This window comes from Speluncibacter jeojiensis (assembly GCF_029589495.1).
Taxonomy (GTDB): domain Bacteria; phylum Actinomycetota; class Actinomycetes; order Mycobacteriales; family Mycobacteriaceae; genus Speluncibacter; species Speluncibacter jeojiensis.
Map to the genome: position 1 here is coordinate 95,978 of NZ_JAAIVF010000003.1, position 14,400 is coordinate 110,377.

Sequence of the window (14,400 nt, forward strand, 5' to 3'; positions counted from 1 at the left end):
GCACGAGTTCCGGGTGGGCACGCCGCGAGTGTGCCCACCCGGAACCGCTCTCGGCGGGCGGGTAACCCCTCTCCCGACCGCGAAACCCCTTTCCTGCGTCAATTTTTGCGAGATAATCGCAATTATCTATGGTGATACACAAACGCTTCCCCACCCCGGCGGGATCTGTTTGCCGCCAACGACTCTCCGAGTCACCACGCCATCGGCGCTACCTCGGGGTACAGATGGCCTACCCCACTACACCGCTCGCCGGTAACCGCGGGCGAGCCTTCTCACATCTCCTTCGGTCGGCTCCTGCTCCCCCGTTGCCCACTACCCCCGGGGCGCATACATGATCACCGCCATGCCCGCCAGGCAGATCAATGCCCCGACGACGTCGAAACGATCCGGCCGGTATCCGTCCGCCACCGCCGCCCAGAGGATGGACCCCGCGACGAAGATGCCGCCGTAGGCGGCCAGAATCCGACCGAATTCGGCATCCGGTTGCATCGTGGCCACACAGCCGTACAAGCCGAGGGCGACGACGCCACCACCGACCCACAGCCATCCCCTGTGTTCGCGCAGACCCTGCCAGACCAGCCACGCACCGCCGATCTCGAACAGCGCCGCAAGAACATACAACGCGACGGAGCGGGCGATGATCACGTGAAGGCCTCTCTGTACCGACGCCCACATCGGGCGCCGTGTCCGATCAAGTGGCGCCCACCACCAGACTCTCATCCGGTCGCCGCGAAAGAACCCGCTGTCGGCACCTCGCTGTAGCTTGACGTACGTGGCGACCGGTGGCGGACTCGAGGCGTGTTTCGGTGATTTTCTGATCTACCGGAGCACCGCCAAGCCCTCGCCGCACACGCTCAAGGCATACCGTCAGGACTTCGATGCGATCGTGGCGAATCTCGCGTCCGACACCGGCGTTCCGATCGAGGAACTGACCACCGAGATCATCGCCAAGGACCCGCTGCGCTCGGCCTTCGCCGGGTTCGCCCGCACCCACCGCGAGGCCTCTATCCGGCGCTGCTGGTCCACCTGGAACGCGCTGTGCGAGTTCCTGTTCAGCTCTGACCGCATCGTCGCGAACCCGATGTCCGCGGTGCAGCGACCCAAGATGCCCAAGCAGGTGCCCAAGTCCTTCGACTCGGCCGCGATCACCCGGCTGATGTCCTCACTGCGCGAACCCGACGACGCCAACGCCCGCGCCTGGCAGGAACGCGACCTCGCCATCGTGCTCACCGCACTGCTCACCGGGTGCCGGCTCGCCGAGCTGACGGCGCTGAACCTCGGCGACCTGCGCGATGTCGACGACAGCGCGCAGGTCAAGGCCGTGACCGTGCACGGCAAGGGCAACAAGCAACGCGTGCTCACCGCCGAGCCCGCACTGGTGGCCACACTCACCGAGTACCTGGTCTCGCGGGTCGTCCGCTTCCCCGGCTCCGTACGGCCCCGATCCAAGCCGACGGACTCCCCCTGGCGCCGCTTCCGGGCCACCGATCCCCTGTTCGTCGGACACGACGGAGCCCGGATCACCCACAGCACCGTCCAGTATCGCGTCGAACGGGCCTACCGCCGCGCCGGCATCAACGGACAGCGCGCGAAAGGCGCACTGGTGCACCAACTCCGGCACACCTTCGCCACTTCGCTGGCCGACAGCGACGTCAACGTGTACACGCTCATGCGGCTGCTCGGTCACGAGTCGATGTCGACCACCCAGCGGTACACCGCCGGCGCAGGCCGCGAGACGCGAGCGGCCGCCGCACAGAACCCGGTCTACGCACTGCTCGAGGGCGTCGACACGCCCCACCGTACCGCCTGAGCACCGTCGATTACCCGCCGCGGGCGGGCCGTCGCGGCTTACCATCGGCCAGTGACCGACATGCCCGCGCTGCGCGTCCTCGTCTACAGCGACAACCGCCGCACACGCGAGCAGGTGCTGCAGGCGCTGGGCACGCGCCCACACCCCGATCTGCCCGCATTCGAGTACCTCGAGGTGGCGACGGCGCCCATGGTGCTGCGCCGGATCGATTCCGGCGACATCGATCTCGCCATTCTCGACGGCGAGGCGACGCCGGCCGGAGGCATGGGCGTGGCCAAGCAGCTCAAGGACGAGTACCGCCGCTGTCCCCCGATCGTCGTGCTCACCGGACGGCCGGACGACGCCTGGCTCGCGCACTGGTCGCGGGCCGAGGCAGCGGTGCCGCACCCCATCGACCCCTTTCGGCTGACCGAGGCCGTCGTCGCCGTGCTGCGGTGATGAGCCGCCGATTGGCGCGGCCACCCACGTGATCGGTGCTGCTTGGTCTTTTGGTCGGGTGGCGCCCTGTTTCGCCACGGACAGTGGTTCGGCATTTCCCAATGTTCCGTACGGTCCAGAGTTCTGTACCCGGTGTGCGCTCGCGGCGGCCGCACGGACTTGCCGTCGCAGGACCTGCGAGAAGAACGCGCGCGGCCGCCGGCACGTCACTCAGCGGCCGCGACGACCCGGTCTCCCCTGCCGGCCGCGCAGTCGGATCCGCACCTGCTCTCCCCTAAGCCGGTTCAGCGCCGTCCGCGGACAGCGCTCTGCGCGGCGTCGTAGTCCTCGGCGGAGACGGCTTCGAACCAGTCAGTGCCGCCGTGGCCCTCGCCCGCGACGACGGCTGCGATGTGCACGGCGAGTGTTCCGGACGTGGCCCCGTGCCAGTGCTCGACGTCGGGGTCGCAGGTGACGGTCTCGCCGGGGCGCGCGGCGACCACGGTGCCGTCCCGGGTACCGACCAGCGCGATCCCCTCCAGCACGTGCAGGGTCTGGCCGTTCGGGTGGACGTGCCAGTTGGTGTGCGCTCCCGGGGCGAAGTGAACGATCCCCGCGGACAGGTACGACGGCGCCGTCGGCGCCGAGATCGGTGTGATGTAGACGTCGCCGGTGAACCTGTCGGCAGGCCCCTTCGCCGATTCCGTGATCGGGGTCAATTCCATGGTCGGTCCTTTCGGGATGTGCTGGGCCAGAACGGTGTTGCGGGTGCGATGGTGACCTACGGCCGGACGAGGACCTTCAGTGCACGTCGGGCGTCCATGTCGGCGTAGCCGCGGGCGACGTCGTCCAACGGCACTTCGCTGTCGAAGACCCGACCGGGGTCGACGGTCCCGTCGAGCACGCCGGGCAGCAGCGTGTCGATGTAGGCCCGCACCGGAGCCGGTCCCCCGGTCAGCGTGATGTTCGGTCCGAACAGCCCGGCGAACCCGACCGGCGCGTCCTCGTATTGCGGCACGCCGACACGGCTGATCACCCCACCGGGCCTGACCACGCCGACGGCCTGGGTGTAGGCGGGCATGTGCCCGACCGCCTCGAGCACGACGTGGGTCCCGTCGCCGCCGGTGAGCTCGCGCACCCGGGCGATCCCCTCCTCCCCACGTTCGGCCACGACATCCGTCGCCCCGTAGTCCCGCCCCAGATCCGTGCGATCGGCGTGGCGACCCATCAGGATGATCCGTTCGGCGCCGAGTTGCCGGGCCGAGAGCACGGCCATCAGCCCGACGGCCCCGTCGCCGATCACCGTCACGGTGGTCTGCGGGTTGACGCCGCCTCTGATGGCGGCGTGGTATCCGGTGCCGTACACGTCCGAAAGCGTCAGCAGCGACGGGATCAGCGGCGAGCCCTCCTCGACCGGAACCGGGAAGAGGGTGCCGTCCGCCAGTGGAACCCGGACCGCCTCGGCCTGCAGACCGCCGACGCCGCCGGCATTCCAGAACCCGCCGTGGCGGCACGAGGTCTGCAGGCCTTCGGCACAGAACTCGCAGGTGCCGTCGGACCAGGCGAACGGCGTGATGACGACGTCGCCCTTGCGCACCGTGGCGACCTCGCTGCCGACGTCTTCGACGACACCGATGCATTCGTGCCCCATCGAGCTGCCCTGCGATGTGGCCGACATCGAGTGGTACGGGTGCAGGTCGGATCCGCAGATACACGCGCGGACCACCCGGATGACCGCGTCGGTCCGATGTTCGACGACCGGGTCCGGAACGTGGATGACGCGGACGTCGCCCGGTCCGTACATGAACGTTGCTCGCATGAGAGCCTCTCGTTGTCCAAGGGGTGCCGATGACAGTCAAGACGCTGCCACCGGCCTCCGGCAGTGTCTGCCCTTCCAGGTAACGCCAGTACCTCCCTGACCCGCCACCGGCCGACCTACGGTGGACGGTATGGACAACCGAGACCAGGTCAGGGAGTTCCTCCGCTCGCGGCGTGAGCGCATCACCCCTGATCAGGCGGGTCTGCCGGCATACGGCGGCAACCGTCGGGTCAAAGGGCTTCGACGCGAGGAGGTGGCATTGCTCGCGGGCGTCAGCATCGACTACTACGTGCGCATGGAACGCGGCAACCTGGCCGGCGCTTCCGATACGGTCCTCGACGGCGTCGCTTCCGCGCTCCGACTCGACGAGGCCGAACGCACTCATCTGTTCGACCTCGCCCGCGCGGCTCAACCGAGTCCGGCCCGTCGACGCCGAACCAAGCCGTCCGGCGTCACCAGCGGCATCCAGCAGGTACTCGACGCGATTCCGGACGCCCCGGCGTGGGTGCGCAATGCCCGCCACGACATGCTCGCGGCCAACCGGATGGCGCGGGCCCTCTACGCACCGGTCCTGGCCGACCCGCGGCGCCCCGCCAACAACGCGCGCTTCATCTACCTCGACCCCGCCGCCCACGACTTCTATGCCGACTGGGAGCGCGCCGCCGACGACATCGCGGCGATGCTTCGCTCGGAGGCCGGCCGCAACCCGTACGACAAGCAGCTCACCGAACTGATCGGGGAACTGTCCACCCGCAGCGAGGATTTCCGCACCCGGTGGGCCGCCCACAACGTCCGCTTCCACCGCACCGGCCGCAAACGCCTCCACCACCCCACGGTCGGCGACCTCGATCTCGACTTCGAGGCGATGGAGTTCCCGTCGCGCCCGGGGCTCACGCTGCTCGTCTACACGGCTCCCGCCGGCACGCCGACCGCCGATGCGCTCACACTGCTCGGCAGTTGGGCCGCGACCGAGGCAGCTCCGACCGGCCGCGTCGATTCGGGGCACGGTGACGAACCGGACGCATGAGCGGGCCTTCCGAGGAACGTCGCCCGGTCAGCTCTTGCCCAGCTCCTCGGCGAGCATCACGATGATGCCGCTGGGACCGCGGACGTAGGTGAGCCGGTAGGCGTCCCGATAGGTCGCCACACCGCGCAGCGGGTGGCAGCCGTGCCGCGCGGCGATCGCCAGGGCCTCGTCGAGGTCGTCGACCGAGAAGGCGACGCGGTGCATGCCGATCTCGTTGGGGAGCGTAGGCGCCGTCTCGATCGCATCGGGGTGGAGGTATTCGAAGAGTTCGAGGCGACCGTCACCGGCCGGCGTCTCGAGCATGGCGATGCGTGCATGGTTGCCGTCGAGCCCGACGGCGGTGTCGGTCCACTCGCCGCTGACGGTGTCACGGCCGACGACGGACAGCCCGAGGTCGGTGAAGAACGCGATCGCCGCGTCGAGATCGCGGACCGCGATGCCGACGTTCTCGAGTTTGATGGGCACCCGTCGCACTCTAGCGAGGCGCGGCCTGATGAACTGCCAACAGCGCGTGCGACACCCGACGAGTGCGACGGTGAGGTAGGAGGCGACAGTGACCGACTTCCGGGAGATCGGCAAGCGGCTGAGCAACTGGGGACGATGGGACCGCGACGGGGTGAAGGACGAGCGGGGAACGACGAACCTGCTCACGCCCGACCGGATCGCGCAGGCCGCGCAGGAGATCGTGCGCGGTCAGGTGTTCGACCTCGGGATACCGTTCGGATCCGATGGCCCGCAGCGCGGTCCGTTCCGGACGAACCCGAAGCTGCTGGTCTCCGAGACCGGCGAGGGACAGCGGTTCCCCGGGGCCTTTCGCTATGCGGACGACTACGTCTTCATGCCGCTGCAGAGCGCCTCGCAATGGGACGCGCTGGCGCACGTGTACTACGACGACCTGCTCTACAACGGATTCCCCGCCTCGTCGATCACCCCGCACGGCGCGACGCATTGCGCGATCGACAAGCAGGCCAAGGGGATCACCGGGCGTGGGGTCCTCATCGACGTGGCCCGCCACCGGGGTGTCGACTGGATGATGCCGGGCGAGGTCATCACCCCAGAAGACCTGGACGCGGCCTGCGAGAAGCAGGGAACGACGGTGCTGCCCGGCGACATCGTGGCGGTCCGGACCGGCTGGCGCAAGAAGTTCCTCGATGACGGCGACGCCGCGGCGTTCATGGCCGGCGAGCCCGGCCTGGGGCTGGCGTGCTGCGACTGGTTGCACCGCCACGACATCGCCGCGGTGTGTTCGGACAACTGGGGTGTCGAGGTGTCCCCCGGCGAGATCGACGGCGAGATGATGCCGGTGCACATGGTGCTCATCCGCGACATGGGCATGACGCTCGGCGAGATCCTGGACCTCGAGGAACTCGCCGACGACTGCGCCCGCGACGGCCGCTACTCGTTCTTCCTGAGCGCCCCGCCGATCAAGTTCCGTCGCGGACTCGGCTCCCCGACCAATCCACTGGCCATCAAATAGCTGATCGCACCACACACAGCGCCGCCCCCGATCGACGCGGCTTTTTCCTGTGCCCCACTTCGGCGAGATTCGAGCGGGCCACAGTTCGGTAATATACGTCGTTCCGTCCGACACCGATTCAAGAACCGGCACGGCGACACCGGGACGCCATCCGTGCCCGTCCTCGGCTGCCGCACACCCTCCTGCGTGCCCCCCGCGCCGCCGTCACCCCTCCGCCGTCGGCACGGCCGCGGCAAGTCCGGCGGGCCTGCCCCACAGCGCTCCCCTCCCCGAGTACCGTGAGGCCTGCGTCACACTTCGCCGTGTCGGGATCCGCTCTCGTGGAGGGACTCAGGACGCCATGAACGTTTACGTACCGATCCTGGTGCTCGGGGCGATCGCGGCCGCGTTCGCGGTGTTCTCGGTGGGGGTTGCCACTTTCGTCGGCCCGCGCCGGTACAACCGGGCGAAACTCGAGGCCTACGAGTGTGGCATCGAACCGACACCGCAACCGGTCGGCCGCGGCCGCTTCCCCGTGAAGTACTACCTGACCGCGATGCTGTTCATCATCTTCGACATCGAGATCGTCTTCCTGTACCCGTGGGCCGTGCACTTCGACGCGCTCGGCTGGTTCGGCGTGGGCGCGATGGCACTGTTCCTCTTCAACGTCTCGGTGGCGTACGCCTACGAGTGGCGCCGCGGCGGTCTGAGTTGGGACTGACGCCGGCGGCGACCGGTCACGTTGTCCGCGAAAGCAATCCGCCACGTGCGGGAAAGTGATAGGACTCGGACATGGGTCTCGAGGAGAAGCTGCCCAGCGGCTTTCTTTTGACCACGGTCGAAGAGGTCGCGGGCTACGCGCGCAAGGGCTCGCTGTGGCCGGCCACCTTCGGCCTGGCCTGCTGCGCCATCGAGATGATGTCCACGGTCGGCGGCCGCTTCGACATCGCCCGCTTCGGGATGGAGGCATTCCGGGCCTCGCCACGCCAGGCCGACCTGATGATCGTCGCAGGGCGGGTCAGCCAGAAGATGGCCCCGGTGCTACGGCAGGTCTACGACCAGATGGTCGAGCCGAAGTGGGTGCTGGCCATGGGCGTGTGCGCCTCCTCCGGCGGCATGTTCAACAACTACGCGGTGCTGCAGGGCGTCGACCACGTCGTCCCCGTCGACATCTACCTGCCCGGCTGTCCCCCGCGCCCGGAGATGCTGCTCAACGCGATCCTCATGCTGCACGAGAAGATCCAGCAGATGCCGCTGGGCGCCAACCGGGAACAGGCCGTCCGCGAGGCGGAACAGGCGGCGCTCGCCTCCCGCCCGACCATCGAGTTCAAGGGGCTGCTCCGGTGACCGACGAGCCGGGCCGCGACCGCGACGCCGCCGAGAAGATCTCGGTCCAGCACGGCATGTTCGGTGTCAGCGGCACCGGCGACACCTCCGGGTACGGGCGTCTGGTCGCCCCGATCGCACTGCCGAACAGCACGTCCCGACCGTACGGCGGGTACTTCGACGCGGTCGTCGACGCGCTCATCGAGGGGCTGCACGCCGCGGGCGTCGCCGCCGACCGCGCCGTCGAGCAGGTCGTCGTCTTCCGCGACCAGTTGACGCTGCACATCGCCGCGGAGCAGCTGCCGCTGGTGGCCCGCACCCTGCGCGACCGGGACGATCTGCGCTTCGAGCTGTGCCACGGCGTGAGCGGGGTGCACTATCCGGACGACACCGGACGGGAACTGCACGCGGTGTACCCTCTGCAGTCGCTGACGTGGGGGCGTCGGGTGACGCTCGAGGTGTCGGTTCCGGACGCCAACCGGCACGTCCCGTCGCTGTACGGGATCTACCCCACCACCGACTGGCACGAGCGCGAGGCCTACGACTTCTTCGGCCTGATCTTCGACGGGCATCCGGCGCTGACCCGCATCCAGATGCCCGACGACTGGGTGGGGCACCCGCAGCGCAAGGACTATCCGCTCGGTGGGATCCCGGTCGAGTACAAGGGCGCCCAGATCCCCGCTCCGGACGAGCGCAGGGCCTACCGATGAGCGAACCCGCCGCCGTGTACACAGCCACCGGCCAGGACTGGGACCGGATCGTCGCCGACGCCACCGAGGCCGGCGAGGATCGCATCGTGGTGAACATGGGTCCGCAGCACCCGTCCACCCACGGCGTGCTGCGCCTGGTACTCGACATCGAGGGCGAGACGGTCACCCAGGCGCGCTGCGGGATCGGCTACCTGCACACCGGGATCGAGAAGAATCTCGAGTACCGAAGCTGGACGCAGGGGGTCACGTTCGTCACCCGGATGGACTATCTCTCGCCGTTCTTCAACGAGGCCGCCTACTGCCTCGCGGTCGAGAAACTGCTCGACATCACCGACCAGATCCCGGAGCGCGCGAACGTCATCCGTGTGCTGCTGATGGAGCTCAACCGCATCTCCTCGCACCTGGTCGCGCTGGCGACCGGCGGCATGGAACTGGGCGCGCTGACCACCATGCTGTTCGGGTTCCGCGAACGCGAGCTGATCCTCGAGGTGTTCGAGCAGATCACCGGGCTGCGGATGAACCACAGCTACATCCGGCCCGGCGGGGTGGTGGCGGACCTGCCGGACGGTGCGGTCGAGAAGGCACGCGAGGTCCTGGCGCTGCTGCCCAAGCGGATCCGTGACATCGAGAACCTGCTCGATGCGAACCCGATCTGGAAGGCGCGCACCGAGGGTGTCGGGTATCTGGACCTGACCGGGTGCATGGCCCTCGGCATCACCGGGCCGATCCTGCGCGCGACCGGGCTCCCCCACGACCTGCGCAAGAGCGAACCGTACTGCGGCTACGAGAACTACGAGTTCGAGGTGGCCACCGGCACCGGATGCGACTGTTACAGCCGCTATCTCATCCGCGTCGAGGAGATGAAGCAGTCGATCTCGATCGCCGAGCAGTGCCTGGACCGGCTGCGGCCCGGCCCGGTCATGGTGGACGACAAGAAGATCGCCTGGCCCGCGCAGCTCGCGCTCGGCCCGGACGGTCAGGGCAACTCCGCCGCGCACATCAAGCACATCATGGGCGAGTCGATGGAGGCGCTGATCCACCACTTCAAGATCGTCACCGAGGGATTCCGGGTGCCGGCCGGTCAGGTGTACGTGCCGGTCGAGTCGCCGCGCGGCGAGGTGGGCGTGCACATGGTCTCCGACGGCGGCACCCGCCCCTACCGCGTGCACTACCGCGACCCGTCGTTCACGAATCTGCAGGCGGTCGCCGCAATGTGCGAGGGCGGCATGGTCGCGGACGTGATCGCGTCGGTCGCGAGCATCGACCCGGTGATGGGGGGTGTCGACCGATGAGCACTCCCCCGCTCCCCCCGTCGTCCGGTAACGGCCCGGTTTTCCTGAGCCTCGGGCCGGGACCGGACGAGCAGACGCAGCTGGTCCGCCCCGGCGCCCGCGCCGACTACCCGCCGGCGGTGCTCGAACGGCTCAGCGCCGACGCCGCGGCGATCGTGGCCCGCTACCCGCAGTCGAGGTCCGCACTGATCCCGCTGCTGCACCTGGTGCAGGCGGAGGACGGCTACCTCACACCCGCGGGGATCGACTTCTGCGCAGCGCAACTCGGCCTCAGCGGCGCCGAGGTGGCCGCCGTCGCCACGTTCTACACGATGTACCGGCGCGAGCCGACCGGCGACTACTACGTGGGCGTGTGCACCAACACGCTGTGCGCGGTCCTGGGCGGCGACGCGATCCTCGACACGCTGCGCGAGCACCTCGGGGTCGAACCCGGGCAGACCACCACCGACGGCACGGTCACGCTCGATCACCTCGAGTGCAACGCGGCCTGCGACTTCGCGCCGGTCATCATGGTCAACTGGGAGTTCTTCGACAACCAGACCCCGCTGTCCGCACGCGAACTCGTCGACGCGTTGCGTTCGGGCGAGCAGGTGATCCCCACCCGCGGGGCGCCGCCGTGCACGTTCCGACAGACGGCGCGGATCCTCGCGGGCTTCCCCGACGACCGTCCCGGCGCACTCGACGGCGGCGGGGGCGGCGGCGAGGCCACGCGGGTGGGGTTGCGCGTCGCCCGTGAACGCGGCATGGCCGCTCCCGACGAGCCCGAGGCAGCCGCTTCCGGCCCAGCGGAGGCCGGGCCGGATCGGGAAGGGAGCTGACATGCCGCTGACCCCCGTGCTGACCCGCAACTGGGACGACCCGCAGTGCTGGACGCTCGCGTCGTACCTGGGCCGGGGCGGCTATCGGGGGTTGCGCGCGGCGTTGGCGATGTCCGCCGAGGAGGTGGTCGGGGCGGTCAAGGACGCGGGGCTGCGCGGCCGCGGCGGCGCAGGCTTCCCGACCGGCACCAAATGGTCGTTCCTGCCGCCGCTCGACCCGGAGCACCCCAAACCGCACTATCTGGTCGTCAACGCCGACGAGTCGGAACCGGGTACCTGCAAGGACATTCCGCTGATGTTCGCCAGCCCGCACACCCTCGTCGAGGGGGCGATCATCACCGCGTACGCCATCGGCTGCCACCACGCGTTCATCTACGTGCGCGGCGAGGTGGTCCCGGTGCTGCGACGACTGCAGGCCGCGGTCGCCGAGGCCTACGCCGCCGGGTATCTCGGCGCGAACGTCTGCGGCTCCGGGTTCGACCTGGAACTGATCGTCCACGCGGGCGCGGGCGCCTACATCTGCGGCGAGGAGACCGCGCTGCTCGACTCGCTGGAGGGCCGACGCGGCCAGCCCCGGCTGCGCCCGCCGTTTCCCGCCACCGAGGGCCTGTACGCCTGCCCGACGGTGGTCAACAACGTCGAGTCGATCGCGAGTGTCCCGGCGATCCTGCGGGCCGGGGTCGACTGGTTCCGGTCGATGGGCACCGAGAAGTCGCCGGGGTTCACGATCTATTCGTTGTCCGGGCACGTGCAGCGTCCCGGACAGTACGAGGCGCCGCTGGGAATCACGCTGCGCGAGTTGCTCGACTACGCCGGCGGGGTGCGTGCGGGTCACCGGCTGAAGTTCTGGACGCCCGGCGGCTCGTCGACGCCGATCCTCACCGACGCACATCTGGACGTGCCGCTGGACTACGAGGGTGTCGCAGCCGCAGGGTCGATGCTGGGCACCAAGGCGCTGCAGATCTTCGACGAGACCACCTGCGTGGTGCGGGCCGTCTCGCGCTGGACGCGGTTCTATGCGCACGAGTCGTGCGGCAAGTGCACGCCGTGCCGTGAGGGCACCTACTGGCTGGTGCAGATCTTCGACCGGCTCGAACGCGGCGACGGCACCGAGGCGGATCTCGACAAGCTCCTCGACATCGCCGACAACATGTTCGGGCGGGTGTTCTGCGCGCTCGGTGACGGGGCGACCAGCCCGATCACGTCCTCGCTCGAGCATTTCGTCGACGAGTACCGCGCGCACCTGACACCGCAGGGCTGCCCGTTCGACCCGATCGCGTCGATGCCGAACGGAGGTGCCGGAGCATGGGCGCAGTGACCGGTGGCGAGCCCGGCGGCGGGCCGGACAGCCGTGGCACGGACACCGTGCACGTGACGATCGACGGCGTCGAACTCGACGTGCCGAAGGGCACCTTGATCATCCGGGCGGCCGAGATGATCGGCCGGGCCATCCCCCGCTTCTGCGACCATCCCCTACTCGACCCGGCCGGGGCGTGCCGGCAGTGCCTGGTCGAGGTCGACGGCCAACGCAAGCCGGTCGCCTCGTGCACGATGGCCGTCGCCGACGACATGGTGGTGCACACCCAGGCCAGTTCACCGGTCGCCGAGAAGGCGCAGCGCGGGGTGATGGAGTTCCTGCTGATCAACCACCCGCTGGACTGCCCGATGTGCGACAAGGGCGGCGAATGCCCGCTGCAGAACCAGGCGATGTCCAACGGCCAGGGCGAAACCCGTTTCACCGACGTCAAGCGGACCTATCCGAAGCCGATCAACATCTCCGCCGAGGTGCTGCTCGACCGCGAGCGCTGCATCCTGTGCGCCCGGTGCACCCGGTTCTCGCAGCAGATCGCGGGAGATCCGTTCATCGACATGCTCGAACGCGGCGCCCTCCAGCAGGTGGGTATCTACGCGTCCGAACCGTTCGAGTCGTACTTCTCCGGCAACACCGTGCAGATCTGCCCGGTCGGCGCGTTGACGGGCGCCACCTACCGGTTCCGGGCCCGCCCCTTCGATCTGGTCTCGTCGCCGAGCGTGTGCGAGCACTGCGCGTCCGGTTGCGCGCAGCGCACCGATCACCGCCGCGGCGCGGTGCTGCGCCGGCTCGCGGGCGAGGACGCGGACGTCAACGAGGAGTGGAACTGCGACAAGGGCCGTTGGGCCTTCACCTATGCGACCGCGCCCGACCGGATCACCGCGCCGATGGTGCGCCGCGACGGCACACTGGTCGCGGTCTCGTGGTCGGAGGCGTTGTCCGAGGCCGCCCAGGGCCTGGCCGCGGCGGCCGCACCGGCGGTGCTGACCGGTGGACGGCTCACCGTCGAGGACGCCTATGCGTATGCGAAGTTCGCGCGGATCGGGTTGCACACCAACGACATCGACTTCCGGGCCCGTGCGCATTCGGCCGAGGAGGCACAGTTCCTGGCCGACCGTGTCGCCGGCCGCGGCGTCACGGCCTCGTACCGCGACCTCGAGTGCGCGCCCGTCGTGCTGCTCGTCGGGTTCGAACCCGAGGAGGAGTCGCCGATCGTGTTCCTGCGGCTGCGCAAGGGTGTGCGCAGCCGCGGGGTGCGGGTGCGCACGATCGCGCCGTTCGCCAGTCGCGGCAGTGTCCGGCTGGACGCGGAGGTGGTGGTCACCGAGCCGGGTGGCGAACCGGACGCGCTCGACGCGTTGGCCGATTCCGAGGAGTTGCGGCGCCCGGGCGCGGTGATCCTCGTCGGTGAGCGGCTCGCGGCGGTCCCCGGTGGGATGAGCGCCGCGGCGCGGCTCGCGGACGCCACCGGGGCCCGGGTCGCGTGGATTCCGCGCCGGGCCGGTGAGCGCGGGGCGCTGGAGGCGGGGGCGCTGCCGAACCTGCTGCCCGGTGGTCACCCGGTCGACGACGAGCAGGCCCGCCGCCACGTCGCGGGCGTGTGGGGTGCGGACGTGCCGACCACCCCCGGGCGGGACACCGCCGCGATCCTGCGCGCCTCCCGTGACGGCGCCGTCGACGCGCTCGTGGTCGCCGGACTGGACCCGGACGACCTGCCCGATCCGGCCGCCGCGCTGGCGGCGCTGGACGCGGCACCGTTCGTGGTGAGCCTCGAGTTGCGGCACAGTGCGGTGACCGACCGCGCCGACGTGGTGTTCCCCGTCGCCCCGGTGGTGGAGAAATCGGGCAGCTTCCTCGACTGGGAGGGCCGCGCCCGCGTCTTCGGCGCCGCCCTGGCCGACACCGGCGCGCTGCCCGACCATCGGGTCCTCGCCGCGCTCGCCGGCGCGATGCGGGTCCCGTTCAGCCCCGCGGATCCGGTGGGCCTGCGGGCGCAGCTGCGCACCCTCGGCGCCTGGATGGGCGAGCGCGCCGCCCCCGCGCCGGTGTCCCCTCCGGCGCCCCGGCCCGCCCCCGGTTTCGGTGAGGCGCGGCTGGCGGCGTGGCGGATGCTGCTCGACGAGGGCAGCCTGCAGGACGGCGAACCGCACCTGGCCGGCACCGCGCGGCGTCCGGTGGTCCGGTTGTCCGCCGCGACCGCCGCGGAGATCCGTGCCGCCGAGGGTGATCCGGTGACGGTCCGCACCGGCCGGGGTGCGGTCACGCTGCCGCTGGCGGTGACCGATATGCCGGAGCGGGTCGTGTGGCTGCCGATGAACTCCCGCGGCAGCGCGGTGCACCGGCAACTTGGCGTCACCGCGGGCGCGGTGGTCCGGCTCTCGTCCGGGGCGGGGGTGGACGAATCGTGAACCCG

Annotated in this window: 15 protein-coding genes; 11 read left to right on the forward strand and 4 right to left on the reverse strand. The window is 69.9% G+C overall.

What is annotated here, in order from left to right; genetic code table 11:
* Window positions 1-312 precede the first annotated feature (312 nt).
* A complete protein-coding gene (locus tag G4X40_RS11270) occupies window positions 313-645 on the reverse strand; it encodes a YnfA family protein (RefSeq protein WP_277832560.1) in 333 nt (110 codons plus the stop codon).
* Window positions 646-772: 127 nt separating this feature from the next.
* Here G4X40_RS11270 and G4X40_RS11275 point away from each other — a divergent pair, with 127 nt between their 5' ends.
* A complete protein-coding gene (locus G4X40_RS11275; protein WP_277832561.1) occupies window positions 773-1,810 on the forward strand; it encodes a tyrosine-type recombinase/integrase in 1,038 nt (345 codons plus the stop codon).
* 60 nt (window positions 1,811-1,870) lie between these two features.
* Window positions 1,871-2,248, forward strand: coding sequence for an Rv3143 family two-component system response regulator (locus G4X40_RS11280; protein WP_277833059.1), 378 nt, complete (start codon window positions 1,871-1,873; stop codon window positions 2,246-2,248).
* A 284-nt stretch (window positions 2,249-2,532) separates the two neighbouring features.
* Here the strand turns inward: G4X40_RS11280 and G4X40_RS11285 are convergent, their stop codons facing one another.
* Window positions 2,533-2,952, reverse strand: coding sequence for a cupin domain-containing protein (locus G4X40_RS11285; protein ID WP_277832563.1), 420 nt, complete (start codon window positions 2,950-2,952; stop codon window positions 2,533-2,535).
* A 56-nt stretch (window positions 2,953-3,008) separates the two neighbouring features.
* Window positions 3,009-4,046, reverse strand: a complete 1,038-nt coding sequence (locus G4X40_RS11290; protein WP_277832564.1) for a zinc-binding dehydrogenase — start codon at window positions 4,044-4,046, stop codon at window positions 3,009-3,011.
* A 130-nt stretch (window positions 4,047-4,176) separates the two neighbouring features.
* Here G4X40_RS11290 and G4X40_RS11295 point away from each other — a divergent pair, with 130 nt between their 5' ends.
* Complete coding sequence (locus G4X40_RS11295) at window positions 4,177-5,073, forward strand: helix-turn-helix domain-containing protein (protein ID WP_277832565.1); 897 nt, start codon at window positions 4,177-4,179, stop codon at window positions 5,071-5,073.
* Between the two features lie 27 nt (window positions 5,074-5,100).
* Here the strand turns inward: G4X40_RS11295 and G4X40_RS11300 are convergent, their stop codons facing one another.
* Window positions 5,101-5,538 carry a VOC family protein gene (locus tag G4X40_RS11300; protein ID WP_277832566.1) on the reverse strand — a complete coding sequence of 146 codons (438 nt, stop codon included), beginning with the start codon at window positions 5,536-5,538 and terminating at the stop codon, window positions 5,101-5,103.
* Between the two features lie 88 nt (window positions 5,539-5,626).
* Between G4X40_RS11300 and G4X40_RS11305 the strand changes: the two genes are divergently transcribed.
* The 8 genes from G4X40_RS11305 to G4X40_RS11340 all read left to right on the forward strand — a co-directional run bounded on the left by G4X40_RS11305 (window position 5,627) and on the right by G4X40_RS11340 (window position 14,395).
* Window positions 5,627-6,550 (forward strand): cyclase family protein, encoded by a 924-nt coding sequence (locus G4X40_RS11305; RefSeq protein ID WP_277832567.1) that lies wholly within the window; start codon window positions 5,627-5,629, stop codon window positions 6,548-6,550.
* Between the two features lie 340 nt (window positions 6,551-6,890).
* A complete protein-coding gene (locus G4X40_RS11310) occupies window positions 6,891-7,250 on the forward strand; it encodes an NADH-quinone oxidoreductase subunit A (protein WP_277832568.1) in 360 nt (119 codons plus the stop codon).
* A gap of 71 nt (window positions 7,251-7,321) precedes the next feature.
* Complete coding sequence (locus G4X40_RS11315) at window positions 7,322-7,876, forward strand: NuoB/complex I 20 kDa subunit family protein (protein WP_277832569.1); 555 nt, start codon at window positions 7,322-7,324, stop codon at window positions 7,874-7,876.
* A complete protein-coding gene (locus G4X40_RS11320) occupies window positions 7,873-8,565 on the forward strand; it encodes an NADH-quinone oxidoreductase subunit C (protein ID WP_277832570.1) in 693 nt (230 codons plus the stop codon). Before G4X40_RS11315 ends, G4X40_RS11320 begins: the two co-directional genes overlap by 4 nt.
* The gene (gene nuoD / locus G4X40_RS11325) at window positions 8,562-9,857 is read left to right on the forward strand and encodes an NADH dehydrogenase (quinone) subunit D (RefSeq protein ID WP_277832572.1); all 1,296 of its coding nucleotides are present in this window, start codon (window positions 8,562-8,564) and stop codon (window positions 9,855-9,857) included. Before G4X40_RS11320 ends, nuoD begins: the two co-directional genes overlap by 4 nt.
* Entirely contained in the window at window positions 9,854-10,675 is an 822-nt protein-coding gene (gene nuoE / locus G4X40_RS11330; protein WP_277832573.1) for an NADH-quinone oxidoreductase subunit NuoE, read from the forward strand. The genes nuoD and nuoE overlap by 4 nt, the downstream gene beginning before the upstream one ends.
* A gap of 1 nt (window position 10,676) precedes the next feature.
* The gene (nuoF, locus tag G4X40_RS11335; RefSeq protein ID WP_277832574.1) at window positions 10,677-11,993 is read left to right on the forward strand and encodes an NADH-quinone oxidoreductase subunit NuoF; all 1,317 of its coding nucleotides are present in this window, start codon (window positions 10,677-10,679) and stop codon (window positions 11,991-11,993) included.
* On the forward strand, window positions 11,981-14,395 hold the full coding sequence (locus tag G4X40_RS11340; protein WP_277832575.1) for an NADH-quinone oxidoreductase subunit G: 2,415 nt from the start codon (window positions 11,981-11,983) through the stop codon (window positions 14,393-14,395). The genes nuoF and G4X40_RS11340 overlap by 13 nt, the downstream gene beginning before the upstream one ends.
* Window positions 14,396-14,400 lie beyond the last annotated feature (5 nt).